The organism is Nocardioides exalbidus (assembly GCF_900105585.1).
In the GTDB taxonomy this organism is placed as follows: domain Bacteria; phylum Actinomycetota; class Actinomycetes; order Propionibacteriales; family Nocardioidaceae; genus Nocardioides; species Nocardioides exalbidus.
Map to the genome: position 1 here is coordinate 1406864 of NZ_FNRT01000002.1, position 25207 is coordinate 1432070.

At 71.8% G+C, this 25207-nt stretch carries 25 protein-coding genes; 6 read left to right on the forward strand and 19 right to left on the reverse strand.

Annotated features, from left to right (window positions below):
• From BLV76_RS07055 to BLV76_RS07090, 8 genes are all read right to left on the reverse strand, one after another.
• The gene (locus BLV76_RS07055) at window positions 1–978 is read right to left on the reverse strand and encodes an NADPH:quinone oxidoreductase family protein (protein ID WP_090968489.1); all 978 of its coding nucleotides are present in this window, start codon (window positions 976–978) and stop codon (window positions 1–3) included.
• Between the two features lie 106 nt (window positions 979–1084).
• On the reverse strand, window positions 1085–2314 hold the full coding sequence (locus BLV76_RS07060; RefSeq protein ID WP_139306505.1) for a M15 family metallopeptidase: 1230 nt from the start codon (window positions 2312–2314) through the stop codon (window positions 1085–1087).
• A 37-nt stretch (window positions 2315–2351) separates the two neighbouring features.
• On the reverse strand, window positions 2352–3755 hold the full coding sequence (locus tag BLV76_RS07065) for an MFS transporter (RefSeq protein ID WP_090968491.1): 1404 nt from the start codon (window positions 3753–3755) through the stop codon (window positions 2352–2354).
• A gap of 9 nt (window positions 3756–3764) precedes the next feature.
• Window positions 3765–4334 (reverse strand): TetR/AcrR family transcriptional regulator, encoded by a 570-nt coding sequence (locus tag BLV76_RS07070; protein ID WP_090968492.1) that lies wholly within the window; start codon window positions 4332–4334, stop codon window positions 3765–3767.
• 9 nt (window positions 4335–4343) lie between these two features.
• The gene (locus BLV76_RS23290; protein WP_090968493.1) at window positions 4344–5822 is read right to left on the reverse strand and encodes a fatty acid desaturase; all 1479 of its coding nucleotides are present in this window, start codon (window positions 5820–5822) and stop codon (window positions 4344–4346) included.
• A 191-nt stretch (window positions 5823–6013) separates the two neighbouring features.
• Complete coding sequence (locus BLV76_RS07080) at window positions 6014–6772, reverse strand: ABC transporter permease (RefSeq protein ID WP_090968494.1); 759 nt, start codon at window positions 6770–6772, stop codon at window positions 6014–6016.
• On the reverse strand, window positions 6772–7782 hold the full coding sequence (locus BLV76_RS07085; protein WP_090972443.1) for an ATP-binding cassette domain-containing protein: 1011 nt from the start codon (window positions 7780–7782) through the stop codon (window positions 6772–6774). Before BLV76_RS07085 ends, BLV76_RS07080 begins: the two co-directional genes overlap by 1 nt.
• Before the next feature lie 135 nt (window positions 7783–7917).
• On the reverse strand, window positions 7918–8568 hold the full coding sequence (locus BLV76_RS07090) for a PadR family transcriptional regulator (RefSeq protein WP_245734582.1): 651 nt from the start codon (window positions 8566–8568) through the stop codon (window positions 7918–7920).
• Between the two features lie 120 nt (window positions 8569–8688).
• Between BLV76_RS07090 and ppgK the strand changes: the two genes are divergently transcribed.
• On the forward strand, window positions 8689–9447 hold the full coding sequence (ppgK, locus tag BLV76_RS07095; protein ID WP_090968495.1) for a polyphosphate--glucose phosphotransferase: 759 nt from the start codon (window positions 8689–8691) through the stop codon (window positions 9445–9447).
• 15 nt (window positions 9448–9462) lie between these two features.
• Here ppgK and BLV76_RS07100 read toward each other — a convergent pair whose 3' ends face one another.
• On the reverse strand, window positions 9463–9945 hold the full coding sequence (locus tag BLV76_RS07100) for a MarR family winged helix-turn-helix transcriptional regulator (RefSeq protein ID WP_245734583.1): 483 nt from the start codon (window positions 9943–9945) through the stop codon (window positions 9463–9465).
• A gap of 188 nt (window positions 9946–10133) precedes the next feature.
• Between BLV76_RS07100 and BLV76_RS07105 the strand changes: the two genes are divergently transcribed.
• Window positions 10134–12182, forward strand: a complete 2049-nt coding sequence (locus tag BLV76_RS07105) for an MMPL family transporter (RefSeq protein WP_090968496.1) — start codon at window positions 10134–10136, stop codon at window positions 12180–12182.
• 153 nt (window positions 12183–12335) lie between these two features.
• Here the strand turns inward: BLV76_RS07105 and BLV76_RS07110 are convergent, their stop codons facing one another.
• Complete coding sequence (locus BLV76_RS07110; protein WP_090968497.1) at window positions 12336–13715, reverse strand: NAD-dependent malic enzyme; 1380 nt, start codon at window positions 13713–13715, stop codon at window positions 12336–12338.
• A gap of 61 nt (window positions 13716–13776) precedes the next feature.
• On the opposite strand from BLV76_RS07110, the gene BLV76_RS07115 reads away from it, so the two are divergent.
• Window positions 13777–14091 carry a GNAT family N-acetyltransferase gene (locus tag BLV76_RS07115; protein WP_090968498.1) on the forward strand — a complete coding sequence of 105 codons (315 nt, stop codon included), beginning with the start codon at window positions 13777–13779 and terminating at the stop codon, window positions 14089–14091.
• 3 nt (window positions 14092–14094) lie between these two features.
• On the opposite strand, the gene BLV76_RS07120 is transcribed toward BLV76_RS07115, so the two are convergent.
• The 4 genes from BLV76_RS07120 to BLV76_RS07135 are packed head-to-tail and all read right to left on the reverse strand — an operon-like array spanning window position 14095 to window position 17431.
• Window positions 14095–15132: a hypothetical protein gene (locus tag BLV76_RS07120; RefSeq protein WP_090968499.1), complete on the reverse strand. Its 1038-nt coding sequence runs from the start codon at window positions 15130–15132 to the stop codon at window positions 14095–14097.
• Window positions 15129–15605: a glutathione peroxidase gene (locus tag BLV76_RS07125; protein WP_090968500.1), complete on the reverse strand. Its 477-nt coding sequence runs from the start codon at window positions 15603–15605 to the stop codon at window positions 15129–15131. The genes BLV76_RS07120 and BLV76_RS07125 overlap by 4 nt, the downstream gene beginning before the upstream one ends.
• Window positions 15602–16225, reverse strand: a complete 624-nt coding sequence (locus BLV76_RS07130) for a nitroreductase family protein (protein ID WP_245734584.1) — start codon at window positions 16223–16225, stop codon at window positions 15602–15604. Before BLV76_RS07130 ends, BLV76_RS07125 begins: the two co-directional genes overlap by 4 nt.
• A gap of 45 nt (window positions 16226–16270) precedes the next feature.
• Window positions 16271–17431 carry a S1 family peptidase gene (locus BLV76_RS07135; protein WP_090972451.1) on the reverse strand — a complete coding sequence of 387 codons (1161 nt, stop codon included), beginning with the start codon at window positions 17429–17431 and terminating at the stop codon, window positions 16271–16273.
• 211 nt (window positions 17432–17642) lie between these two features.
• Here BLV76_RS07135 and BLV76_RS07140 point away from each other — a divergent pair, with 211 nt between their 5' ends.
• Both BLV76_RS07140 and BLV76_RS07145 read left to right on the forward strand, forming a co-directional pair.
• Window positions 17643–19226, forward strand: coding sequence for an MFS transporter (locus BLV76_RS07140; protein WP_175539597.1), 1584 nt, complete (start codon window positions 17643–17645; stop codon window positions 19224–19226).
• Window positions 19227–19259: 33 nt separating this feature from the next.
• Window positions 19260–19625, forward strand: a complete 366-nt coding sequence (locus BLV76_RS07145; protein WP_090968502.1) for a YciI family protein — start codon at window positions 19260–19262, stop codon at window positions 19623–19625.
• A gap of 4 nt (window positions 19626–19629) precedes the next feature.
• Here the strand turns inward: BLV76_RS07145 and BLV76_RS07150 are convergent, their stop codons facing one another.
• The 4 genes from BLV76_RS07150 to BLV76_RS07165 all read right to left on the reverse strand — a co-directional run bounded on the left by BLV76_RS07150 (window position 19630) and on the right by BLV76_RS07165 (window position 22023).
• Window positions 19630–19920 (reverse strand): biopolymer transporter Tol, encoded by a 291-nt coding sequence (locus tag BLV76_RS07150; protein WP_090968503.1) that lies wholly within the window; start codon window positions 19918–19920, stop codon window positions 19630–19632.
• The gene (locus BLV76_RS07155; protein ID WP_090968504.1) at window positions 19917–21149 is read right to left on the reverse strand and encodes an RNA polymerase sigma factor; all 1233 of its coding nucleotides are present in this window, start codon (window positions 21147–21149) and stop codon (window positions 19917–19919) included. The genes BLV76_RS07150 and BLV76_RS07155 overlap by 4 nt, the downstream gene beginning before the upstream one ends.
• 18 nt (window positions 21150–21167) lie before the next feature.
• Complete coding sequence (locus BLV76_RS07160) at window positions 21168–21548, reverse strand: YciI family protein (protein WP_090968505.1); 381 nt, start codon at window positions 21546–21548, stop codon at window positions 21168–21170.
• 151 nt (window positions 21549–21699) lie between these two features.
• Window positions 21700–22023, reverse strand: a complete 324-nt coding sequence (locus BLV76_RS07165; protein ID WP_090968506.1) for a hypothetical protein — start codon at window positions 22021–22023, stop codon at window positions 21700–21702.
• 187 nt (window positions 22024–22210) lie between these two features.
• On the opposite strand from BLV76_RS07165, the gene BLV76_RS07170 reads away from it, so the two are divergent.
• The gene (locus tag BLV76_RS07170; protein WP_090968507.1) at window positions 22211–24064 is read left to right on the forward strand and encodes a helix-turn-helix domain-containing protein; all 1854 of its coding nucleotides are present in this window, start codon (window positions 22211–22213) and stop codon (window positions 24062–24064) included.
• 6 nt (window positions 24065–24070) lie between these two features.
• Here BLV76_RS07170 and BLV76_RS07175 read toward each other — a convergent pair whose 3' ends face one another.
• A complete protein-coding gene (locus tag BLV76_RS07175; RefSeq protein ID WP_090968508.1) occupies window positions 24071–24781 on the reverse strand; it encodes an alpha/beta fold hydrolase in 711 nt (236 codons plus the stop codon).
• Between the last annotated feature and the right edge of the window lie 426 nt (window positions 24782–25207).

Consider the following 25207-nt stretch of genomic DNA (forward strand, 5'->3'; position numbering starts at 1 on the left):
TCAGCGGACCCGCACGACCGACTTGCCGAGGGTGCGGCGCTCGTCCATGTCGACGAGCGCCCGCCCGAAGTCGGCGAGGTCGTAGGTCGCGCCGATCGGCGGCTTCACGACCCCGGACCCGATCATCGGCGCGAGGCGGTGCCACTGCTTCTGCATGTAGCCCGGACGCGCCATCGCGTAGGCGCCCCAGCCGACCCCCCGGACGTCGGTGTTGCCGAGCAGCAGGCGGTTGACCTTGACCTCCGGGATGCCCTGGCCGGCGGCGAACCCGACGACCAGCACCCGGCCCTGCTCGGCGAGGCAGCGCAGGGAGTCGGTGAACGCGTCCCCGCCGACGACGTCGACGACCACGTCGACGCCCTTGCCGCCGGTCAGCTCCTTGACCGCGTCCTTGAAGTCGGGGCCGAGGACGACCTCGTCGGCGCCGGCCGCCCGGGCGAAGGCGGCCTTCTCCTCGGTGCTGACGACGGCGATGGTCCGCGCGCCGAGGCCCTTCGCGACCTGGATGCTCGCCGTGCCGACGCCCCCGGCCGCGCCGTGGACCAGCACCGTCTCCCGGTCGCGCAGCCCGCCACGCTCCTCGAGCGCGAAGAGGGCGGTCAGGTAGTTCATGGGCAGCGCCGCGCCCTCGTCGTACGACATCGCGTCGGGCAGCGCGAAGGTGAAGACGGCCGGGTTGGCGACCTGCTCGGCCGCTCCGCCGTGGAGGTTCACGCCCGCGACGCGCTGGCCGGCGGTGAAGCCGCTCGACTCCGGGTGCCCGGGGTCGAGGACGACACCGGCGAAGTCGACGCCGAGGGTGAACGGCGGCTCGGGCTTGAACTGGTACTCCCCGCGGCTCAGCAGCAGGTCGGGGAACGCGATGCCGACGCTGTGCACCTCCACCAGCACGTCGTGGGGGCCCGGCTGCGGCGGGTCGACCTCGCGGACCTCGATGTCGCCGGGACCGGTGAGCGTGACGACCTGGACTGCCTTCATGGCCTCGACCCTAGCCATCCGGGAGTCACCGGATATCCGGTGACCACCCCGCTTGTCGGCCGAGATCTGGGGGGCGAAGCGGGAGACTCGGGTGCGAAGGTCGACCTCAGCCGACCCGCTTCACCTCGGCGAGCTCGAAGTGCATCGGGTCGGTCCAGCGCCAGTCGCCACCCCAGGCGAAGCCCCAGTGCTTGAAGATCGCGACGACGCTGCGGTCCATCTCGCCGACGGTGCCGCGCTGGTTGCCCGGCACGTTGAGGTCGAGCGCGAGGCCGAAGGCGTGGTTGGACAGCGAGGTCGTGTTGGCGATGAAGCGGGGGTAGTAGCAGCCGGCGTACTCCCCGACGTGGATCTTGTCGGCGAGGCCCTGCTGCTGCACCTCGAGCAGCGCGGCGCGCAGCTGGGGGAAGAGGTCCTTGTGGCAGGTGACGCTGCCGAGGATCGGGACGGCCTCGGTGCGGATGTTGGCGGCGACCCAGGCCGGGTCTGGCTGCACCTGGCCGCCGGCGACGCGGTAGCTGTAGGTCCCGACGAGGGTACCGAGCGTGCTGCCGGTCGGGATCGCGGTGAGCCTGGCGTCGGGGTCGAGGCCCAGGCGGGAGGCGACGTCGAGCATCTGCACCGACGCGCCCTTGCCCACGAGCCGCTCGAGCGGCTTGCGGATGCTCGCCGGCGTGCGGTCGTCGGTGGAGATCAGCAGCCCGTTGTCGGTGGCCATCCCGATGTCGCCCGCCCACGCGGTGTTGACGACCATGTCGACGGTCGGCAGCTGCGGCGTGAGGGCGCCGACGTGCAGGGTCGGTGCGTCGTCGTCCGTGCCGAGGGTGATGCTGCCGCCCTTGTCGGCGAGCCGCTTCGAGACCGCCTTCGTCGTCGACATCTCGCCGCCGGCGACCCGGTCCCAGCCCTCCTGGAAGTCGGCGACGTCGGAGCGGGCGAAGTGCCGGTAGGCGCCCGGGTCGACCGCGGCGACCGTCAGGACACGGTTCTCCAGGCTGACCTGGCCGAGCCCGATCCGCTCGGTGTGCGCGACACCCTTGAGCTTGTCGATCTTCTTCACGAGCGCGTCGTCGAGCGGCTTGTCCCACTGCACGAGGACGTCCGCGCTCCACAGCCGGCCCTCGCGCTCGCCGGGCGGGTCGACGGCGTGCGCGGGGTCGGCGACCGGGACGACCGGGGTGTCGCTGGTCGTCGGACTGGGCCCGTCGGTCGGTACGTCGCTGGTGCCGCCGGAGGCCGGCGGCTCGTCCTCCGGAGCGTCCGAGCCGCTGCACGCGCCGAGCAGCAGTGAGAGGGCGACGGCCGTCGCCACCCCCGCCCCCCGTCGTACGCGCACCCCTAGACGATAGGAGACCGCCGAAGCGCGGTCCGGACTACGTCGCAACGTCCGTCGCGTCGGGAGTCTCGACCCGGTGCGGGATGGTGATCCACGAGACCAGGCCGCCGAGCACGAGGAGTACGGCGCAGATGACCATGGCCGTGCTGTAGGACGCGTCGAAGACGACCGGGTCGCGGTAGTCGTCGCCGGAGAGCCCGACGGCCATGGGGAGCGCGGCGACCGCGAGCAGCGAGCCGGCGCGGGCGACGGCGTTGTTGATGCCGCTGGCGATGCCGGTGACCTCGTCGGGGGCGGCGGCCAGGACGGTCGCGGTGAGCGGGGCGACCATCAGCGCGAGCCCGAGGCCGAAGACGGTGAGGCCCGGCGCGACGTCACGCCAGTAGACGGCGTCGGGCCCGGCCATGAGGAGGAGCAGCGTGCCGCCGGCCATCACCATCGGCCCGAAGGTCATCGGGATCCGCGGTCCGATGCGCTCGCCGAGCGCGCCACCGCGGGCGGCGAGGAAGAGCATGCAGACGGTCATCGGCAGCGTCGCGAGGCCGGCCTCGAGGGCGTTGTAGCCGGCGACGGTCTGGAGCTGCAGGACCAGGAAGAACAGGATCGCGCCGAGCGCCGCGTAGACGATGAGGGTCATCATGTTAGCGGCGCTGAAGGTGCGGTCGGTGAACAGCCCGAGCGGCACCATCGGCCCGTGCGTGCGGCGCTCGACGACGATGAACCCGACCGCAGCCGCAACACCGAGCCCGGCCGCCCACCAGGTCGCCGGTCCGCCGGCGTCGGTGAGCGCCCACGTGACCCCAGCCAGCGACAGCGACGCGAGCGCGGCCCCCGGGACGTCGAACCGGTCGAGCGCCCGGGTGTCGCGCGTCTCGGGCACCCACCGCATCGCCAGCCAGACCGTGACGGCCGCGAGCGGCAGGTTGATGAGGAAGATCCAGCGCCACGAGGCGTGGTCGATGAGCAGGCCGCCGACGAGGGGACCGATCGCGGCCGCGATGCCGCCGAGTCCGGACCAGGCGCCGATCGCGCGGCTGCGGTCCTCGGCGCGGAAGGCTCCCTGGATCATCGCCAGGCTGCCGGGCGTGAGCAGCGCGCCGCCGATGCCCTGGAGGACGCGCGCGACGATCAGCACCTCGGCCGTCGGCGCGATGCCGCACAGCAGCGAGGCCAGCGCGAACCACACCGTGCCGATCACGAAGACCCGGCGCCGGCCGAGCCGGTCGCCGAGCGAGCCGCCGAGAAGGATCAGGGAGGCCAGCGAGAGGAAGTAACCGTTGGTGATCCACTGCAGCTGCACGAGCGAGGCGTCGAGGTCGTCGCCCACCGTCCTCAGCGCGACGTTGACCACCGTGCCGTCGAGCAGCGTCAGCCCCGACCCGAGGGTGGCGGCCGCCACGATGCCGCGCGCGGTCGGCGTACCCCAGGAGACTCCACTCACGGACGAAGACTAGGCCCGCTCGCCGTCGAGCACCTGTCCGGCGAGCCAGGCGATGTCGGCGCCGGTCTTCGCCGGCGCTGCCGAGGGCTGCATCACGTGGCTGAGCACCACCCGCACGACCATGTCGATCGCGGGGTCGAGGTGGTCGGGGTCGATGCCGGGCGAGTACGGCGCCACGCGCAGGCCGATGACCTCCTTGGCGACCTCGAGCAGCCCGGCGGCGTTGGTGGTGAGCAGCGGGATCAGCTCGGTGTCGGCGCCGTGGGTCGCGCTGACCACCGCGTGGAGGAGCTTGTTGGAGGCCGCGTGGTCGAGGACGCCGGTGACGGCGCGCTCGATGGCGCGGGTGAGGTCGTCGGGCTCGGCGTCGAAGGCCTGCTCCATGACCCGCAGGAAGCGCGCGAGCTCCTCGAGGATCATCGTCTCCGCGAGCGCCGGCTTGGAGCCGACCTCGTTGTAGACGGTCTGCCGGCTCACCCCGGCGACCTCGGCGAGGCGCGCCATCGTCACCGAGGCCCAGCCCGACGACGTGGTCATCTCGACGGCCGCCGCGACGATGCGGTCGCGCGTGCTGGGCATGGGTGGAGTCTAGGCAGCCCTCTCCGGCTCGATGACGACGAAGTCGACCTTCTCGCGCACGCCGCAGTCGGGGCAGCACCAGTCGTCCGGGATGTCGGCCCAGGCGGTGCCGGCCGCGAAGCCCTCGTGCTCGTCGCCGGCCGCGACCTCGTAGACGTACTCACAGCTCGGGCAGCGCGCGGCGAGGACCTCCTTCCTCGCCTGCTCCTCCGTGGTCTCGGCACGGGCTCGCTCCCCCTCCTCCACCAGCGGAGAGGCGCCGTAGCGCCGGAGGTACGCCGCGCGCTTGCGCGGGCTGATGTTGGCGAGCGAGACGTCGCCGCCGAAGTGGTCGACGACCCGCTGGTCCATCACCCGGCGCCAGACGAACGGCATTGCGGCGAGCACGATCATCCCGGCGTACCCGGTCGGAAGCACCGGGCTCTCCTCGAAGTCGCGCAGCGTCTGGTAGCGCCGGGTCGGGTTGGCGTGGTGGTCGCTGTGGCGCTGGAGGTGGTAGAGCAGCACGTTGGTCGCGATGTTGTTGGAGTTCCAGCTGTGGCTGGGCAGGACCCGCTCGTAGCGCTGGCGCTCACCCTCGCCGACCTTCTGGCGGAGCATGCCGTAGTGCTCCATGTAGTTGACGACCTCGAGGAGCGAGAAGCCGACGACGGCCTGGATGAGGAGGAACGGCAGCACCTCGACGCCGAACGCCACGACCACGACGGCCCAGAGCGCGACGGTCATCAGCCACGCGTTCAGCACGTCGTTGTCGAGCCGCCACGGGCTCTGCTTGCGGCGGGCGAGGCGACGCTTCTCCAGGCGCCAGGCGGACTTCACGGAGCCGCCGACCGTGCGCGGCCAGAACTGGTAGAAGTTCTCACCGAGCCGGGAGCTCGCCGGGTCCTCCGGAGTGGCGACGCGGACGTGGTGGCCGCGGTTGTGCTCGATGTAGAAGTGGCCGTAGAAGACCTGGGCCAGCGCGATCTTGGAGAGCCAGCGCTCGTTGGCCTCCTTCTTGTGGCCGAGCTCGTGCGCGGTGTTGATGCCGATGCCGCCGATGCAGCCGATCGAGATCGCGAGGCCGACCTTGTCGACCGGCGACAGCGGCATGCCGTCGAGGGCGCCGAAGACGCTCCAGCCGCCGACGACCGCCATGGCGCCGAGGAAGCCGGCGTACTGGATCGGCAGGAACAGGTAGGTGATCCACCGGTAGTACCGGTCCTGCTCCAGCGCCTCGATCACGTCGTCGGGCGGGTTGGAGCGGTCGAGCCCGGCGACCAGGTCGATCGTCGGGACGATGCCGAGGATCACGATCGGGCCGACCCAGAACCAGACCGACCAGCCGGTGGCGAGGTAGCCGCCGAACGCGACGAACGCCAGGCTCGGCACGACCAGGCCGATCAGCCAGAGGTAGCGCTTCCGGTCCTTCCACAGCTCGGTCGTGCCGTCCGGCACCGTGCCGCTGGGAGCGAGGCGGTTCGGGATCCGGGTGGGGTAGCCGGCCATCTGTCTGACCTCCTGCCATCGGGTTTACAGAACCATAGGATCTGTAAACCTCATTTGACAAGAGGGGCGACTTCGTCAAGCCGGGAGTCACCGGATATCCGGTGAGACTCCCGCTTGTCGGCCGAGATCTGGGTGACGAAGCGGGGCGGTCACCGGATATCCGGTGACCGCCCCGCAGATCAGACGACGGCTCAGGCGTTCTCCTTGCGGAAGGTCGCAGTGCCCCACCAGACGGCGAGGGCGAAGAGGGCGAAGGCCCAGGTGGTGCCCCACATGACCCCGCTGGCGGCGAAGTCGCCGGCGAACGAGCTGCGGACGCCGTCGACGATCCAGCGGAACGGCATGAAGTCGCTCAGCCGCTCGAGCCAGGCCGGGCCGAGGGTCATCGGCAGCATGATCCCGCTGAGCAGCAGCACCGGCATCATCACCATGTTGATGACCGGGGCCATGACGTCCTCGGACTTGGTGGTCAGCGCGAGCGCGTTGGAGGCGGCCGCGCACGCACCGCCGACCAGCACGGTGATCCCGACGCCGGCGACGACCCCGCCCCACGACGGGCGCATGCCCATCGCCGTGCCGAGGCCGATGAGGATCAGCGCCTGCACCAGCAGCTGGAGCAGGTCGCGCATCAGCCGGCCCATCAGCAGCGCCGTGCGCGAGGCCGGGGTGACCCGCTCCGCCTCGACGACGCCCTCGCGCCACTCGGCGATGAGGCCGAAGCCGGCGAAGAACGCGCCGAACATGCCGAGCTGCACGAGCAGGCCGGGCACGAGGAACGTGTAGGCGTTGGTCGCCCCGAACTGCGCGACGAGCGGCTTGAGCAGCGGCCCGAAGAGCAGGAGGTAGAGGATCGGCTGGAGGGCGCCGATGATCACCCAGGCGGGGTTGCGGAGGTTCATCCGCAGCTGGCGGCGGAAGACGATGAAGGTGTCGTGGAGGAAGGTGGACATCAGGCGTTCGCTCCTTCGGTCGAGGCGGCGTCCGACGCGTCGGCATCCGCGGAGGTCTCGGCGTCGCGCAGCGAGCGGCCGGTGAGGGTGAGGAAGACGTCGTCGAGCGTCGGGCGGTGGACCTCGATCGACTCGAGCGCGACCCCGGCCGCCTCGACGTCACGCAGCAGGCCGGGTACGACGCGGCCGGCGCGGGCCACTCGGCCCGAGACGTGGGTGCCGGCGACCTCGACGGACTCCGCGACGGACCCGAGCTTCTCCGCGGCGAGGGACACGTGGTCGGCAGCCACCTCAAGCGTGACCAGGTCGCCGGAGACCTGCGCCTTGAGGTTGTCGCTGGTGTCGGAGGCGACGATCCTGCCCTGGTCGATGATCACGATCCGGTCGGACAGGGCGTCGGCCTCGTCGAGGTAGTGGGTCGTGAGGAAGACCGTCGCGCCACGCTCGGTGCGCAGCCGGGCGATGTGCTCCCAGAGGTTGGCGCGCGCCTGCGGGTCGAGGCCCGTCGTGGGCTCGTCGAGGAAGACGAGCGTCGGGTCGTGGATGAGGCCCATGACGATGTCGAGGCGGCGCTTCTGGCCGCCGGACATGTTCTTCGGCATCCGCTCCCAGAGGCCGTCGAGCTGGAGCTGGGCGAAGAGCTCCTTGCCGCGGGTCTCGACCTGCCGCCTGGACAGCCCGTAGAGCATGCCGTGGTCCATCACCTCCTCGCCGGCGCGGGCACCGGAGGAGACGCCACCGGCCTGCGAGACGTAGCCGATCGAGCGCCGCACCTGCGCCGACTGCGTGACCACGTCGTAGCCCGCGACGGTCGCCGAGCCCGCGTCGGGACGCAGCAGCGTGGTCAGCATCCGCAGCGTCGTGGTCTTGCCCGCCCCGTTGGGACCGAGGAAGCCGACGACCTCGCCCTCCGCGACGTCGAGGTCGACGCCGTCGACGGCGCGGACCTCCTTCTTCTCCTTCCCGACTCTCGTCTGGAAGGTCTGCACGAGTCCTCGCGCTGTGATCACGGGCTCCCCCATCGGTCTGTTCAAACTTGAACACCAGTGTGCAGCCGTCGCTCACCCGACCGCAACCGGATTCTGCGACCGGCCACCGACAACCGTCCTGACCACCACCCGGCCGACCCCTGACGGGCCGCGGGATCAGGCGTCGCGGGACGACGTACGACGCAGCAGCTCGCGGTAGCGCTCGCTGTCCGCGCCCATCTGCCGACCCGGGTCGTCGGCAGGCGGGACCCAGCGCCACGGCTCGCCCGCGAGGTCGAACTCGCCGGAGCGCAGCCGGGTCACGGTGTCGGCGACCCACGAGCGCTCCTCGCCGAGCGCGGCCAGCCACAGCCGTACGCCGTGGACCGCGTGCGGCGGCGCCTGGTCACCGTCGCCCGGGTCCCACGCCTCGAGCGACCGGTCGATCTCGTGGAGCCGGACCTCGAGGTGGCGCAGCGCGACCTCGCGCGAGAGCAGCGGCAGCATGCCGAACGCGGCGTGGAAGCCGACGGAGCTGAAGAGCGTGACCGTCTCCAGGCCCTCGCCGAGCAGGCGGGCCAGCTCCCCGCGACCCGCCTCGGTGATCTCGTAGACCGCGACGTCACGACCGTCGTCGCGGAGGTCGTGGCGGCGGACCTGGCCGAGCTTCTCCAACGTGGTCAGACCGCTGTAGATGGAGCCCGGACCGAGGTTCGCCCACTCGTCCACGCGCCACGAGACCAGCTCGCGGCGGATCTGGTAGCCGTTGACCGGCTCGAACATCGCCACCGCGCCCAGCAGGAGCATGCGGGTGGTGTGGACGGCCATGCACCGGATCGTAGGTCGTCCGCGGAGCGACTTCCGCGGTGTCCGGTTTCTGCCGACCTCGCAGATTCCGACGGTGAGAGGGCGGTCACACCGCTGGAAGCGTGGCGATAGGTTGTGCCCATGAAGCACCCCTTCGGCATCGACTTCGGCGGCACGGGCATCAAGGGCGCGCCGGTCGACCTCAAGCACGGCGACTTCGCGCACGACCGGGTCCGCATCGACACCCCCAAGCCGGCCAGCCCGAAGGCCGTCGCCGACGTGTTCGCGCAGATCGTCGGCAGCTTCCCGAGCTCCTCGAGCCCGGTCGGCGTGACCGTGCCCGGAATCGTCAAGCACGGCGTGGTCCTGTCGGCGGCCAACATCGACAAGTCGTGGATCGGCGAGGACGCCGACGCGATCTTCACCGAGGCGCTCGACCGCGAGGTCCACGTCGTCAACGACGCCGACGCCGCCGGACTCGCCGAGGCGGAGTACGGCGCCGCGAAGGGCCGCAAGGGCGTGGTCATGGTGATCACCCTCGGCACCGGCATCGGCTCGGCCCTGATCTACGACGGCGTCCTGGTGCCCAACACCGAGATGGGCCACCTCGAGATCGGCGGCGCGGTCGCCGAGCTGCGTGCGGCCACCAGCGCACGCGAGCGCGAGGGCCTGTCCTGGGAGGACTGGTCGGAGCGGCTGACGACGTACTTCCGTCACGTCGAGCGCCTCTTCACCCCCGACGTCTTCGTCGTCGGGGGCGGCGTGAGCAAGTCGTGGGACAAGTTCGGGCACCTGATCAAGATCGACACCGAGATCATCCCGGCCAAGCTGCAGAACCGCGCCGGCATCGTCGGCGCCGCGCTCGTCGCGCACCGCAAGGCCGGCCAGGCGGACGACTAGGTCCGACCGGAGCGCCTACGGCTCCAGCACCTGCTCGATGGCTGCCTTCGCACCCCGGAGGTAGCGCTCGACGACGGCGCGCTCGTCCTCGCTGAACGACGCGTCGTGCTCGTCGAGACCGCGGAACATCGGCATCAGGTGGCCGACGATCTCCGCCCGGCCCGAGTCGGTGATGTGGAGGTCGGTACGTCGGCGGTCGACCTCGTGCGGCCTGCGCTCGACGTGACCGCGCGAGACGAGGCGGTCGACGATGCCCGTGGCCGCTGCCGTCGACACCTCGAGCCGTCGTGCCACCTCGGCCGGACCGATCTGCTCGCGGGTGAGGTGCTCGAGAGTCACCATCTCGCTCTCGCTCAGCCCCGCGCGGCGCGCCACGTGGTGGCTGACCCGGCTGCCCGCAGCGATCAGGTCGCGCAGCGCCACCAGGGTCGGCGGCTGCTCGCGCTCGCGGTCCCGACCCACCCAGGCCGGGGCGACCGGCTCCTGCTGGTCCGTCACGACCGACCTCGCACGACTCGACCTCTTCCGCTCGGGGGACCGTCCTCGGCACGCCCACCCCTGCCGGTCGCACCGGTCGTCGTCAGGGGTCGGCTTGCCACTGCCGTCATCCTACCGCTAACTTGATAAGTAACTTGGTTAGCAACCATTCTTCCTAACCACTCCGCGCACCATCATCGAGGAGCACCGTGTCCCACCAGTCCCCCGCCCTCGCCCGCCTCGTCACCGGACGTCGTACGGCCTGGCTCGTCGCGGTCGTGCCGTTGCTCCTCGCGATCCTCGCGATCGGCTTCGTCCCCGAGGGCGAGCACGACGCGAGGTCGACCGACACCCTGCCGAAGGGAGCGGACAGCACGCTCGCGGTGCAGCTCGCCGACCAGCTGCCCGACGACGAGGGCCAGGTCGCCCTGGTGCTGTGGACCACCGACGGCGAGCTGACCAAGGCCGACGAAGCGGCCATCACGAAGCAGGCAGCCGCCCTCGCGGACGGACAGCAGGGTCCGCCGCCGAGCATCTCCGAGGACCGCACGGCCGCGCTCGCCGTCGTACCGGTCACGTCGGCGTCCAACACCGACAACATCGACAAGGTCACCGAGCTCCGCGAGCAGCTGCGTGCCGACGCACCCGACGGACTCGACGTCCAGGTCACCGGACCGGCCGCGATCCAGGCCGACATCGGCCAGGTCTTCGACGGCGCCGACCTCCGGCTCCTGATGGCCACCGCCGGCGTGGTCGCGCTGCTGCTGATCATCACCTACCGCAGCCCCGTCCTGTGGCTGGTGCCGCTGACCGTGGTGGGCGTCGCCGACCGGTTCGCCGCGATCGCCGCCACCAACGTCCTGGAGTGGACGGGACTCGCGTGGGACGAGTCGACCGTCGGCATCCTCAGCGTGCTCGTGTTCGGCGCCGGCACCGACTACGCCCTGCTGCTGATCTCGCGCTACCGCGACGAGCTCAAGACCACCGACTCGCGCCACGCGGCGATGGCGCACGCGCTCGCCCGCACCACCGAGGCCGTCTGCTCCAGCGCGATCACCGTCGTGCTCGGACTCCTCACCCTGCTGCTGTCCGCGATCCCGACGACCCGCGGCCTCGGCGTCGCCTGCGCCGTCGGCATCGTGATCGCCGCGACCTTCGCCCTCGTGGTGCTGCCGGCCGCGCTCGTGCTCTTCGGCCGCTGGGTCTTCTGGCCGCGGGTCCCCCACGTCGGCGACACCGTGCTCGTCGACTCGAACTCGATCTGGCACCGGGTCGGCGACGCCGTCTCCCACCGCCCGCGCACGTTCGTCGTCGCGACGCTGGTCGGCCTCGCGGTCCTCGCCACCGGGACCCTGTCGATCCGGACCGGCCTCGACCCGGCCGAGCAGTTCCTCCAGGAGCCCGAGGCGATCACCGCGGCCGCCCGGCTCGCGGAGTCCTTCCCCGCCGGCACGACCGACCCGGTCCAGGTGCTCACGAAGAGCGACCCCGAGGAGGTCCTCGCCGCCGTCGAGAAGGTCGACGGCACGACCTCGGCCCGCATCACCTCGCAGGGTGGCGGCGTCGCCGGCATCGACGTCGTACCCGACGCGGAGCCCGGCAGCGCCGCGGCCGAGGCCGTGGTGGCGGACGTGCGTGCCGCGGTGGCCGGCTTCGACGACACCCACGTCGGCGGCGGTGACGCGGAGGCGATCGACGAGCGGACGTCAGCGTCCGACGACCGGCTGCTGATCCTGCCGATCATCCTGCTGCTCGTGCTCGGCGCGCTGGTGCTGCTGCTGCGCTCGCTCCTCGCGCCGGTGCTGCTGGTCGCGACGGTCGTGGCGACGTACGCCGCCGCGATGGGCGCGTCGTGGTGGCTCTTCCAGGGCGTCTTCGGCTTCGAGGCGATGGACAGCGGGGTGCCGCTGCTGGCGTTCCTGTTCCTCGTCGCGCTCGGCGTCGACTACAACATCTTCCTCGTCACCCGGGCCCGCGAGGAGGCGGCCGAGCACGGCACCCGCACCGGGATGCTGCGCGCGCTGACCGCCACCGGCGGCGTGATCACGAGCGCCGGCATCCTGCTCGCCGCGGTCTTCGCGGTGCTGGGCGTGCTGCCGCTCGTGGTGCTCGCCCAGCTCGGCGCGATCATCTTCGTCGGCGTGCTGCTCGACACGCTCGTCGTCCGCACCGTGCTGGTGCCGGCGCTCGCGATGACGCTGGGCGACACGTTCTGGTGGCCGCGGACGGTGCGGGCGAACCCGGAGCACCGGGCCTGAGGCTCGCGTGCCCCTGCTGCCCCTCGATCCCCCGCCTCCGCGGGGGAACCCGAACTACCGGGGGCATGCACGCCGCCAGATGTTCGCGCAACCATCACGAGGTCGCCGCGCCACCGACGAGGCCGTACGCCGACCCGGTGGCCGGCGGGCGCCTCAGCTCTCCCGACCGCTGATGGCGGCGGCGACGCGCTTGGTCACGTCGGGGTGGAAGACGCTCGGGATGATGAAGGACGGGTGCAGCTCCTCGGGCTTCACCGTGTCGGCGATCGCCTGGGCCGCGCGGAGCAGCATGTCGACGGTGACCTCGGAGGCGCCGGCGTCGAGGAGACCGCGGAAGACGCCGGGGAAGGCGAGCACGTTGTTGATCTGGTTCGGGTAGTCGGAGCGGCCCGACGCGACGACGGCGGCGTGCTTGTCGGCCTCGGCCGGGTCGATCTCCGGGTCGGGGTTCGCGAGCGCGAAGACGACCGGGTTCGCGGCCATCGTCGGCAGCCACTCGGCCTTGAGGATGCCGGGCGCGGAGACGCCGACGAAGACGTCGGCGCCGGCCAGCACGTCCTGCAGCGAGCCGGTCGCGCGGCGCGGGTTGGTGGCCGAGGCGAGGTCGCGGTGGGCGGGCGAGAGCGACTCGTCGTCGGCCGAGAGCGCACCGAAGCGGTCGACCACCACGACGTCCTCCGCACCGGCGGCGAGGAGGAGCGTCACGATGGCGGTGCCGGCCGCACCCGCGCCGGACACGACGATGCGGACGTCGGTCAGCTGCTTGTCGACGCAGCGCAGGGCGTTGGTCAGTGCGGCGAGCACGACGATCGCGGTGCCGTGCTGGTCGTCGTGGAACACGGGGATGTCGAGCGACTCGCGGAGCCGGGCCTCGATCTCGAAGCAGCGGGGCGCGGCGATGTCCTCGAGGTTGATGCCGCCGAAGCCGGGGGCGATCATCTCGACGGCCTTCACGATCTCGTCGGTGTCCTGGCTGGCCAGGCAGATCGGCCAGGCGTCGATGTCGGCGAACCGCTTGAACAGCGCGGCCTTGCCCTCCATCACCGGCATCGCGGCACCGGGGCCGATGTTGCCGAGGCCGAGCACGGCCGAGCCGTCGGTGACGACGGCGACCGAGTTGCCCTTGATCGTCAGCTTGCGGACGTCCTCGGGGTTGTCGTGGATCGCCATCGAGACCCGTCCGACGCCCGGGGTGTAGGCCATCGACAGGTCGTCACGCGTGCGCAGGGGCACCTTGGACTCGACCGAGATCTTGCCGCCGAGGTGGAGCAGGAAGGTGCGGTCGGAGACCTTGTGGACCGTGACGCCCTCGACCTCGGAGACGCACGCGACGAGCTCCTGGGAGTGCGTCGCGTCGGCGGCCGAGCAGGTCACGTCGACGGTGAGGCGGTCGTGGCGCGACTCGGTGACGTCGATCGCGGTGACCACGCCCCCGTTCTTCGCGATGGTGGTCGCGACGGCGCCGACGACGCTGTGGTCGGGAGCGGTGTACAACCGCATGGTGATCGAGTACGACGATGCGGTTGCTGCCATGGACCCGACCTCACCACCCGCGGAGGGTTACGGGCAAGTACGCGCGGCCTAGGATGGGGTTGTGGACACAGAGTTCATCGACTCGCCCGAGCGCAGCCGCTACGAGCTGCACGCCGCGCCCGACGGCCAGGGAGCCGACGGCGAGCTCGTCGGCCTCATCGCCTACCACCTCGACGGCGACACGATCACCCTGATCCACACAGAGGTGCTGCCCGCCTTCAACGGCCAGGGCCACGCCTCCACGCTCGCCCGCTCGGCGCTCGACGACGCCCGCTCCCGCGGGCTGAGGGTCGTGCCGTCCTGCCCCTACGTGGCGGCGTACATCGGCAAGCACCCGGAGTACGCCGACCTGGTGGCCACCCGCGACCAGCCCTGAGCGCTACTCGACGGTGCTGTCGGTGAAGGTGTGGTCGGCCCCGAGGAAGAAGATCCCGGGGAAGGTCTCGAACCCGTCGCTGGGGTTGTCGCTCAGCTCGGAGCCCTCGATGGTGAGCGTGCCGGTGCGGTCGTTGGAGACGAAGAAGATCGCCCCGCCGCCCTCGCGCGCGCGGTTGCCGGTGAGGGTGGACCCGGTGAGCGTGAGGTGGATGTCGTTGCCGTCCATGTAGATGGCGCCGCCCGAGCCGCCGCCCGGCGATCCCGGGCGTGAGGGGTTCGCGCCGCGGCCGATCGCCGCGTTGCCCGTGAACGTCGAGTCGCTGATCCGCCACGAGACGCCGATGCTGCTGAGCGCCGAGCCGTTGCTGCACCGACCGCCGGTGAAGGTCGAGCGCTTCACGACCACGGGGCGGTCCCGGAACTGGTCGAAGACCCGCACCGCGGCGCCGCCGACGTCGGGACCGGTGCGCACACAGCGGTTGCCGGTGAAGGTCGAGTCGAGGATCGTGAGCCGGCCGCCCCGCGCGAAGATCGCGCCGCCACCCTCGTCCTCGCGGCTCGCGTCGCCGTCGGCGAAGCGCATCCGGCGGACCACCAGCCGCGGCGAGGCCTGGTCGTCACAGTGCGACGTCGTCCAGACCTGGGCCCGGTCACAGGTGTTCATGTAGAGGATCCGCCGCCGGCCCTCGCCGCTGAGCGTGACCGTGCCGCCACCGTCGAGGACGACCTTCGCGGAGGTGTTCACGACCTTGGCGGTCTTCCTCATGACGATCGTGACGGGACCCGGACCGCAGTCGAACGCGATCCTCCCGCCCTTCGCCACCGCCCGGACGACCTTGCCCGAGGTGCACGACCCGGGCGTGCCGTCGCCGATCACGGTGTCGGCCTCGGCCCGGACCGATCCGTCATGCGGAGCCGATCCGATGGCACCGGATCGATATGACGGATGCGCCACGGCCGCAGCCGGAGCGCCCGACGCCACCACTGCGACGACCCCGAGACCGAGGAGCGTCGCGGCGAGGGCGCCGGCGCGGATCACAGCGCCTTCTCGATGTCCTTCGACAGCTTGGCGGGCTCCGTCGTCGGGGCGTAGCGGTCGATGACCTGCCCGTCACGGCCGACGAGGAACTTGGTGAAGTTCCACTTGATCTTTCTGCCGAGCATCCCGCCCTTGGAGTCCTTGAGCCAGGAGAAGAGCGGGTGCGTGCCGTCGCCGTTGACCTCGATCTTGGAGAACAGCGGGAAGGTCACGCCGAAGTTCTTCTCGCAGAAGTCCGAGATCTCCTCCTCCGTGCCGGGCTCCTGGCCGCCGAACTGGTCGCACGGGAAGCCGAGGACCACGAGGCCCTGGTCGGCGTAGGTGTCCTGCAGCTCCTGGAGGCCCTTGTACTGGCCGGTGAACCCGCACTGGGAGGCGGTGTTGACGACGAGGACGACCTTGCCGTCGTACTGCGAGAGGTCGCTCTCGGAGCCGTCGATCGCGACGGCCGAGAAGTCGGAGAGAGAAGTCATGCCTGCGAGTCTGCCACCTCTGCCTCACCGAACACGCCCCCGAAGGCCCACTCGGCCAGCGGCTTGCGCACGCGGTCGCGGTGGTCGCGGGCCGCGGTGCGCTCGTCGACGTCCGCCGGGTCGCCGGGAAGGCCGACGGCGATGCCGGTGAGCAGCTGGTGCGTGGCCGGTACGTCGAGCGCGCGGGCGAGGGCGTCGTGGTCGAAGCCGGCGAACTGGTGGGTCAGCAGCCCCATCGCGTGCGCCTGGAGGGTGAGGTGCGCCGCCGCCTGGCCGACGTCGTGGAGCGCGTAGTCGCTGAAGGCCGGGGCGTCGTCCTCCTCCCCGCTGCGGACGTGGGCGGCCGTGACGAAGACGACCGACGCCCGCGGCACCCAGCCGGAGTTGCCGCGGCTCAGGTTCGCCACGAGCCGGTCGTGGTTGGCCGTCCCCGGGACGCAGACGAAGAAGATCCACGGCTGGCTGTTGCCGGCGCTCGGCGCCCACTGGGCGGCGTGGAGCAGGGTCTCGACCTCGGCGTCGCTCAACCGGTGGGAGGCGTCGTACACGCTCGCGCTCCAGCGGGAGCGCATCGGCTCGGCGAGGAGCTCGGCGGACGGTTGCGGTGCTTGGGGGCTCACGAGGCGGCTCAACCCGTGCGAGCCGCCCCGTGTTCCCCGCGTGGATCAGCCCGTGGTCAGCGACAGGCCGTAGGCGCCGAGGATCTCGTTGACCGGCTGGAACCAGGTCTGCGGGTTGCTCGAGCCGCAGCCGCCGGCGATGCCGGAGGTCACGCCCTGGGCCTGGTTGCCCGAGATGACCGAGCCGCCGGAGTCACCGGGGTTGGCGCACGCGCTCATCCGCGAGAGGCCGTAGACCGGTCCGTTGGAGTAGTTGACCGTCTCGTTGCGGCCCTGGAGCGTGCCGCAGGTCCACTGCGACGTGCGACCCGAGCGGCAGATCGAGCTGCCGACGGCTGCGTCCTGCGAGCCGAAGACCAGCACGGCCTGGCCTGCGTAGTTGTAGACCCACGGCTGGGAGACCCAGTTGCCGTTGGTCCGCACGAAGGCGTAGTCGTTGCCGGGGAACGACGACTGCTCGAAGGTGCCCTGGGCCTGACCGAAGCCGGTGGTCGTCGCACCGACACCGCCGCAGTGGCCGGCGGTGACGAAGCCGCCGTTGACGGCGAAGCCCACGGAGCAGAGCGCGCTGTTGTTGATGACGTACTCGTCGCCGCCTCGGATGTCGGCGACCGTGCGCGGCGCCTCGGACGAGGTGACCACGCGGACACTCTCGGCACCGCTGCGCGCGGCGAAGGCCTTGGCCACCTGCTTCGCGCCGGGTGCCGCCGTGACGACGACCGAGTTGGTCGCCACGTCGACGTACCAGGAGTGGATCGCGCCGGCCGCCGACCCCGCTCGCTCGTCGAGCGCCGAGCGGTCGGCGGTGAGCTCCGCCTGACTGTGGCGTACGACGACCGCGCGGGCGCCGCCGCGACGGATGGCCGCGGCCTCCGAGCGGTCGGTGGTCGCCACCGACAGCCTGGTGTCGCCGTGGGCGATCCACGAGCCGGCGTAGGACGCGCCGAGCTTCTTCTCCAGCGACGACGCGACGGCCGGGGCCTTCGCCTCCATCGCGAGCCGGGCACGGACCTGGCCGGCGTCGATCCCGAGGTCGCGCTTCATCGCGGCCACGAGGCCGGGCGAGACGGCCGAGCGGTCGACCTTCGGCGCCGGGTCGTCCGGAGCCGCGGACGCCGTCGGCGCCATGAGGGAGCCGAGCCCGATGGCTGCGGCGGCGAGGGTGGCGACCCCGAGGGTCGCGCTGGCAATGCGTGATCTGGACATGCTGGGACCTCCTGCAAGAGCCCGAGAGAGAGGTTGCTTGTGTCGATCACCCCTGTGGAAGGGGCTCTTTCAACGTAGGGAAGCGCTTCCGCGGAGGTCAACACGACCAAGGTCGGGGTCTGTGACGTATTTCTGCGGAGGGTGTCGAATCCCGACGGGCCCGTTCGTGGAGTGGGTGAGAAGTCCTCCACCCACGATCCAAGGACGCGACATGACCACCACCTCCGACACCTCGCTCGACACCGGATCCGCGCGTGCGACCCGCCGTGACTGGGCCGGACTGGCCGTCCTCACCCTCCCCACGCTGCTGATCTCGATCGATGTGAGCGTCCTCTACGTCGCGCTCCCCTCGCTGAGCCGCGACCTCCACGCCAGCGCCACCCAGCAGCTGTGGATCCTCGACATCTACTCCTTCATGCTGGCCGGCCTGCTGGTCACGATGGGCGGGCTGGCCGACCGGATCGGCAGCCGGCGGCTGCTGCTAGTAGGCGGTGCCGCCTTCGGCCTGGTGTCGGTGCTCGCCGCCCTCTCGCAGAGCGCGGAGATGCTGATCGTGTCGCGTGCGCTGCTCGGCGTGGCCGGAGCGACGATCATGCCGTCGACGATGGCGATGATCCGCCACGTCTTCCGCGACCCCGCGCAGATGGCGCTGGCGATCAGCGTGTGGATGGCCTGCTTCATGGGCGGGATGACCGTCGGCCCCGTGCTCGGCGGCGCGCTGCTCGAGCGCTTCTGGTGGGGCGCCGCGTTCCTCATGGGCGTGCCGGTGATGGTGCTGCTCGTCGTGCTGGCGCCGCGGCTCCTCCCCGACGTACGCCCCACCCGCGGCGGGCACGGGCTCCCCGACGCGGCCTCGGTCGTGCTCTCGCTGGTCACGCTGCTGCCCGGCGTCTACGGCCTCAAGGAGGTCGCCCGCGGCGACCACCTGGTGGGCGCCGCCCTCGGGCTGGTCGTCGCGGCGGTCGCCGGCACCGTGTTCGTGCGCCGCCAGCGCCGCATCGCGGACCCGCTGATCGACCTGTCCCTCTTCGCCGACCGGCGGTTCAGCGTCGGCCTCGCGACCTTCCTCGTGACCGGTGTCGTGATGGCAGGGGTCTCGTTCGCCGCCGCGCTCTACCTGCAGGGCGTGCTCGACCTGTCGCCCACCGCCGTCGGTGCGTGGATGGTGCCCCAGAGCCTCGTCATGCTGGCGGGCACGCTGCTCGCCCCGCGGCTGGACCAGCGCTTCGACACCGCCCGCCTCGTCGCCGGCGGCCTCGCCGTCGCGGGCGTCGGCCTCCTGCTGCTCGGCCTGCTCGACACCGACTCGCTCGGCCTGCACCTGGTCGCGATGGTGCTCGCCGCCGGCGGGGTCAGCGTGCCGATGGCGCTGGTCATCAACCTCGTCATGGGCGTCACCCCGCCCGAGCGGGCCGGCTCGGCCGGATCCCTGATGGAGATGTGCGGTGAGCTCGGCGTCGCGCTCGGCGTCGCCACCCTCGGCTCGCTCGTATCCGCGATCTACCGCCTCGAGCTCCCCGGCCTGCTGCCGGCCGGCACGTCCACCGCGACCGCCTCGTGGGTCAGCGAGGGCGTGACCACCGCCCCCGCGGCCGCGGCCGGCACCCCCGACCTCGCCGGCTCGATCGTCGGCGCCGCCCAGACCGCCTTCACCGACGCCTACAACGTCGTCGGCGTCCTTGGCGGGGTCGCGCTCCTTGCGCTCGCCGTCCTCGTCCGGCGGGTGCTCGCCGCACCGGCGGACGCCGTCGAGATCCCTGCCGAGGAGGCCTTCCTCGAGACCACTGCCGCCTGATTCGATCGACCCACCCCACGAAGGAGAACCACCATGTCGCAGTTCCTGATGACCGTGCACGGCCCGGCCGACCTCGACCCCACCATCGGCAGCTACGGGTCCCAGGCCGACTGGGACGAGGCCTTCGCCGCCACCGAGCGCTACAACGAGCAGCTCCGCGCCGACGGACACTGGGTCTTCGCCGGCGGCCTCGAGTCCGCCAGCAACGCCAGGGTCGTCGACGGCCAGGAGGGGGCGCCGGTCGTGACCGACGGCCCCTACCTCGAGTCGAAGGAGTACCTCGCCGGCTTCTGGATCATCGAGGCCGCCGACCTCGACACCGCCCTCGGGCTCGCGGCGGAGGCGTCCGCCGCCTGCCGCGGCAAGGTCGAGGTGCGTGCCTTCGACGGGCTCGGCTGAGCGCTCAGTCGTCCAGCGCGTCCAGCTCCGCCAACGCCGACTCCCACCGCTCCCTGCGCTGGGAATCGGTCTGCTCCCACCACGGCGTGCCGCGCTCGCCGAGCCCGACCTTCGCCAGCTGCGTGCGGTGCCGGGTCGCCTTCGTCTCGGCGTCGGTCGTGGCCGTGCGCACCCCCGACCTGCCGCGACCGAGGTGGGACTTGAGCCGGGCGAGCTCGTCGTCCGGGATGAGGGGGTCCGTACGCCGCCAGCGCCGGCCGTCGACCACCAGCCACCTCTCGTCGTCGGTCGTCATGCTCCGCCGTCCTGTCGATCGAGGGCGGCCAGCCGCCCGTTGAGGTAGCGCTGCTCGCGCGCGTTGGTCGCCAGTCGCGCCGCGAGGGAGTACGACGCCCGCGCACCGGCGAGCGACCCCGACTCCTCGAGCAGGTGCGCGCGCACCGCGTGGACCCGGTGGCGACCGGCGAGCGCCGGGTCGTCGAGCAGCGGCGCGAGCTCGGCCAGCCCAGCCTCGGGACCCATCGCGGCGGCGACCGCGACCGCCAGGTTGAGCGTCACGGTCGGGTCGGGGAAGTGCTCGGCGAGCATCCGGTAGAGCGCGACCACCTGCACCCAGTCGGTCTCCTCGAACGTCGCCGCCTCGGCGTGCACCGCGGCGATCGCGGCCTGCAGCTGGTAGCGCCCGACGTGCCCGCGGGGCAGCACCTGCTCGACGAGGCCCGCGCCCTCCCGGATCGCCGCGGCGTCCCACAGCGAGCGGTCCTGCTCCGCCAGCGGCACCAGGTCACCGGCACCGTCGACCCGACCGGGACGGCGGGCGTGGGTCAGCAGCATCAGGGCCAGCAGGCCGGTCACCTCGTCGTCGTACGGCAGCCGGGTGTGGAGGTCGCGCGCCAGCCGCAGCGCCTCGCTCGCCAGGGACCCGTCGACGAGGTCCTCGCCGGCGCTGGCCGTGTGGCCCTCGGTGAACACCAGGTAGAGCACGCGGAGCGCGGCGGTCAGCCGGTCGGGCAGCTCGGCGGGGTCCACGCGACCGAAGCCGACGCCGTGCTCGCGCAGGGTCTTCTTCGCGCGGCTGATCCGCTGCGCCATCGTCGCCTCCGGCACGAAGAAGGCTGCCGCCACCTGCGCCGTCGTCAGGCCGGCGACGGCGCGCAGCGTCAGGGCGACCTGGGACGCGGGCGTCAGCACGGGGTGGCAGCACAGCAGCAGCACGTCGAGGGTGTCGTCCCGCTCGACCGGGTCGTCCGCGACCTCCCCGGGCGGGTCGGCCCAGGACTCCTCTCGCGACTCGCGTGCCGCCCGCGAGCGGCGTACGTCGACCAGCCGGCGCGACGCGACCCGGACCAGCCAGCCGCGTGGGTGCTCGGGCACGCCGGCGGCGGGCCACTGGTCGTGCGCCGCGAGCAACGCCTCCTGCACGGCGTCCTCGCAGTCACCCCAGTCGCCGTAGCGCCGGGCGAGCGCGCCGAGCACGTGCGGTGCCTCGCGGCGCCACACCTCCTCGGGCGCGCTCGAACCCATCCGCGTCAGTCCTCCGCCTCAGTCCTCGAAGACCATCACGGGGCGCACCTCGACGGTCTCGCCCGGGCCGGCGAACGCGCGGCCGACGACCTCGGCGCGGGCGGGGTCCTCGACGTCGATGAGGAAGAAGCCGGCGAGGTGCTCCTTGGCCTCGGAGTAGGGGCCGTCGGTGACGACCGCGCCGTCGTCCCAGCGGTAGAGCCTCGCGCTGGCGGGGTCGCCGAGGGCCTGGCCTCCGACGAGCTCGCCGTTCTCCTCGAGCTCGCCCAGCAGGCTCTCGAAGGCGTCGTTGAGCTGCTGGCGCTGCTCGGCCGGGAGGGCCTGGTGCTCGGCGACGAAGTCCCCGGTCGGGTGGCCCCAGGGCTGCGGGTTGGAGTGGATCAGGACGACGTACTTCATGGGTGCTCCTCGTTTCCGGTGCGATCCGGGGCCGCCGTTCGGCCCCACACTGCTACATCGGAGCCGGGGGTGGGGTCCTCGACATCACCGGGCCACGATCTCGCGAAATGACGACAGGCCCCGGCGGGCCGGGGCCTGTCGTCGCGCGGGGTCAGCCCGCCATGCACTCCGCGAGGCCGTCGGTGGACATGCTCTGCATGGCCTCCTCGTCCGCGTCGTTGCCCTTGTAGTCCTCGTCGTTGTCGACGATCGCCTGGAGGGTCTCGTCCGAGACGTCGGAGTCGATCAGGGCCTGCGCGAAGCAGTCGGACTGCTCCGCGGTGAGACCCGCGTTGAGCACGTTGCCCTCCTCCTGCATCGCGCCGGACAGCTCCTCGACGGAGGGACGGCCGCCGCCGTCGCCGCCTCCACAGCCACTGAGGAGGGTGAGGGCCATGAGGCTGGCGGCGATGAGCTGGGCGGGGCGGTTCTTCATCACGGTGGTTCCTGTTCGTCTCGGTGTCGTCGGGTGCTGCTGGGGGCCGCCCCCAACGTAGGGCGTGCGGCTGCACCCGGTGCATCACCGGTTCCGGGCTGTTTGAAACCCCCCGATCGCCCCCACCGAGGCCCGATGACGCCTGATGAGCCCGGCCGGGTCCGGATGGAGCCGGATAAGGTGAGCCATGGCGACGGCCACCTCCCTGCTCGAGCTCCAGGTCCTGCGCGGCGTCGCCCGGGCGCTGGGGTCGGACCCCGACCCGAGCGTGGTCCTGACCCGGGTAGCCGAGGCAGTCGCGTGCGGGCGAGCCGATCGGGACGTCTACCTCTACACCTACGACCCGATCGACGACGACCTGGTCCTGGCCGGCGCCACCGAGAGCCCGGCAGCGAGCCACGTCGGCTCCCTGCGCGTCGCCTACGGGTCCGGTGTCACGGGCTGGGTGGCTGCGTCGCGGGAGAGCTACCTGGTCGCGGAGGAACCCGCTCGCGACCCGCGATTCCTGGCCTACCCCGGGATCGGCGAGGAGCGCTACGGCGCGATCTTCTCGGTGCCGATCGTCTCGGCGGGGCACGAGCTGGTCGGCTGCATCACCGTGTGGGCGACCACCGGCAACCGGTTCGAGGACTTCGAGGTGCGGCTCGTCGAGGACGTCGCCGCGATGGTCGCGGCGTCGTTCGAGAGGGAGAGGCTGGCCGGGACGGCGCAGCGCTCGGCCCGTGACCTCGACGGCATCCGCGCGCTGGCCGCGATGGTCGCCGACCGCACGCCTGCCGCGACCGTCGTCGACCGGGCCACCGAGCTCGCCCGCAGCACCACCGACGCGGACGTCGCCGTCACGGTCGTGACCGACCCGTCCGGCGCAGACCGCATGGTGCTCAGGACCGGCACGGCCGGGGACCCGGGAGTGGCGGCGGCGATCGCCTCGCTCCGTCCGGTGCTGCTCGAGATCGACCTCGAGCTGCGTCGCTCGCGCATCTCCTGGCAGGTGGCGTCCGAGCGGGTCGCGCGCGCCCTCGAGGGGTCCGCCCGGGCCGTGACGACGGCTGCCGTCCGCGTCGGAGCCGACGACCTCGGCACCATGGCCTGCTACCGGCTGGACCCACGAGGATTCAGCGCGTCGGGCCCCAGCGTGCTGCGCACCATCGCGCACCAGGTGGCGACGGCCATCAAGCTCACGATCGCGCTGGACGGGCTCGAGGAGCGCAACAGGCTGAGCTGGTTCCTGCGCGACCTCACGTCCGGTCGGCTCGGCAGCGAGGAGCTCGCCCGGCGCGCCACGGCAGTGGGGATCGACCGAGCACGTGCGCACGTCGTCGCGGTGGCCAGCCTCACCGGGCTCCCCCTCGCACCCGTGGGGTCGACCCCCGTTCCACTCGAGACAGGCCTCGCCGACCAGCTCGCGCGCACGGCCGGGCTGCCCGCCGACACCCTGTTCGCGGTGACTCCGCACCAGGTCGTCGCGGTCGTGCCGTGGACACCGGGACGCGACTCGCTGGAGGCACTGCGGCGGACCCTGGTCGAGGCGTGCGCCACGCTCCGGTCCACGGGGGCGGCGCTGACCGTGGGGCTGTCGCGGCCGGTGTCCTCGGTGGAGGAGCTCGGCCAGGGGCTCGCCGAGGCCCGCGAGGCGATGATCGTGGGCAGCACGCTGGCGAACCCGTCCGGAGTCTTCACCCTCGACGACGTCGGCCACCACCTGCTCCTCAGCCGCGTCTCGAGTGCCGCGACCGTGCCGGACCGCTACGCCGTCGCGATCGAGCGCATCGCCGAGTACGACCGCGTCAAGCGCACCGAGCTGCTCGCCACGGTCGCCGCGTTCCTCCACGTCCGCAGCCAGAGCGCGGCGGCGCGCGAGCTGATCATCCACCGCAACACGCTCAACCAGAGGCTCACCCGCGCCTCCCAGCTGGGCGGGTTCGACGTCTGCGACCCCGCCGAGTGGTTCCCGCTCCAGCTGGCCCTCAAGGTCCACCAGGCCCGGACGGGGACGTGGCCGGCTGACGTCGCAGGACGGACCGCGGGACGCGCCACCTGACGGGTGTCAGGCGCTGGCGACGAGCGCGTTCTCGGCGGCCCGGACGATGACCTCGGCGACGGTCTCGGCCTGCGTCAGGTACACGGCGTGGCTGCCGGGCACGGTCGTGATGGTGGCGCCGGCGCGCTCGGCCATGTGGGTGAGCATGGCCTGGTCGAACGCCTTGTCCTCGGTGCCGTACACCGCCCAGCTCGGCTTGTCGTGCCAGGCCGCCCGGGTCACGGGCTGCGCGAAGACGGACATGTTCACCGGGACCTGCGAGTCCCGCATGAAGGCGGCCTCGGCGTCGGTGGCGTCCGCGGCGAAGCCCGTCTTGAACGTGTCGTGGTCGAGGACGCCGAAGCCGTCCTCGCCGATGTCGATGACGAAGTCCGGCGTCGCGGCGAACCCCTCGTACTGCTCACCGGAGGTCTGGCCGCTGTCCGGGATGAGGGCGGCGACGTACACCAGGCCCGCGACCTTGTCGTGACCGCCGGCCTCGGTGATGACCGTGCCGCCCCACGAGTGCCCGACGAGGACGGTCGGGCCGTCCTGCCGGTCGAGGACCCGGCGGGTCGCGGCGACGTCGTCGTCGAACGAGGTGAGCGGGTTCTGGACGATCGAGACGCGGTAGCCGCGGCGGGTGAGGAGGTTGTGGACCGGGCGCCAGCCCGATCCGTCGGCGAACGCGCCGTGCACCAGCACGACGTTCCTGATCGCTCCGGCAGTGGTGTCCATGGGGGTCTCCTTCGGTCGGGTCGGTGCTCCTATATGCAATATATTGGCGGGGTCCGACTGCTGGAATGGGCACGATGCCCACACAATGCGGGCAGATCTGACACGCGCGAACGACGCGGGAACGACGAAGGCCCCGGACGTCGTCCGGGGCCTTTCGTGGTGGTGAGTGGTTCCGATATCTGGTCTCACCTGCGCTCTTGGCTGGTCTCGATCTCGATGCCGTGAATATCGGGCGGAATGCCGTGATTTTCGAGCAGCCGCCAAGCCCCGGATCACACCCGCGTTCTGAGCGTGCGGAGCGGGTGTAAGAGCTGCACGGCTGGTCGACCCAGCTTTCTCGAACCTGGGAAGGTCGAGCCCGCACAGCGCCCGTGGGGCGCGAGTTGCCTGACGCGAGATTGAATCGCGAGAAATGCCGTGAATATC

Bases quoted from the DNA above. Each gene is read 5' to 3' on its own strand.
- BLV76_RS07055 (WP_090968489.1), bottom strand. From the start codon at position 978: ATGAAGGCAGTCCAGGTCGTCACGCTCACCGGTCCCGGCGACATCGAG.
- BLV76_RS07070 (WP_090968492.1), bottom strand. From the start codon at position 4,334: ATGCCCAGCACGCGCGACCGCATCGTCGCGGCGGCCGTCGAGATGACC.
- BLV76_RS23290 (WP_090968493.1), bottom strand. From the start codon at position 5,822: ATGGCCGGCTACCCCACCCGGATCCCGAACCGCCTCGCTCCCAGCGGC.
- BLV76_RS07080 (WP_090968494.1), bottom strand. From the start codon at position 6,772: ATGTCCACCTTCCTCCACGACACCTTCATCGTCTTCCGCCGCCAGCTG.
- BLV76_RS07090 (WP_245734582.1), bottom strand. From the start codon at position 8,568: ATGGCCGTCCACACCACCCGCATGCTCCTGCTGGGCGCGGTGGCGATG.
- ppgK (WP_090968495.1), top strand. From the start codon at position 8,689: ATGAAGCACCCCTTCGGCATCGACTTCGGCGGCACGGGCATCAAGGGC.
- BLV76_RS07110 (WP_090968497.1), bottom strand. From the start codon at position 13,715: ATGGCAGCAACCGCATCGTCGTACTCGATCACCATGCGGTTGTACACC.
- BLV76_RS07125 (WP_090968500.1), bottom strand. From the start codon at position 15,605: ATGACTTCTCTCTCCGACTTCTCGGCCGTCGCGATCGACGGCTCCGAG.
- BLV76_RS07135 (WP_090972451.1), bottom strand. From the start codon at position 17,431: ATGTCCAGATCACGCATTGCCAGCGCGACCCTCGGGGTCGCCACCCTC.
- BLV76_RS07140 (WP_175539597.1), top strand. From the start codon at position 17,643: ATGACCACCACCTCCGACACCTCGCTCGACACCGGATCCGCGCGTGCG.
- BLV76_RS07145 (WP_090968502.1), top strand. From the start codon at position 19,260: ATGTCGCAGTTCCTGATGACCGTGCACGGCCCGGCCGACCTCGACCCC.
- BLV76_RS07150 (WP_090968503.1), bottom strand. From the start codon at position 19,920: ATGACGACCGACGACGAGAGGTGGCTGGTGGTCGACGGCCGGCGCTGG.
- BLV76_RS07155 (WP_090968504.1), bottom strand. From the start codon at position 21,149: ATGGGTTCGAGCGCGCCCGAGGAGGTGTGGCGCCGCGAGGCACCGCAC.
- BLV76_RS07160 (WP_090968505.1), bottom strand. From the start codon at position 21,548: ATGAAGTACGTCGTCCTGATCCACTCCAACCCGCAGCCCTGGGGCCAC.
- BLV76_RS07165 (WP_090968506.1), bottom strand. From the start codon at position 22,023: ATGAAGAACCGCCCCGCCCAGCTCATCGCCGCCAGCCTCATGGCCCTC.
- BLV76_RS07170 (WP_090968507.1), top strand. From the start codon at position 22,211: ATGGCGACGGCCACCTCCCTGCTCGAGCTCCAGGTCCTGCGCGGCGTC.
- BLV76_RS07175 (WP_090968508.1), bottom strand. From the start codon at position 24,781: ATGGACACCACTGCCGGAGCGATCAGGAACGTCGTGCTGGTGCACGGC.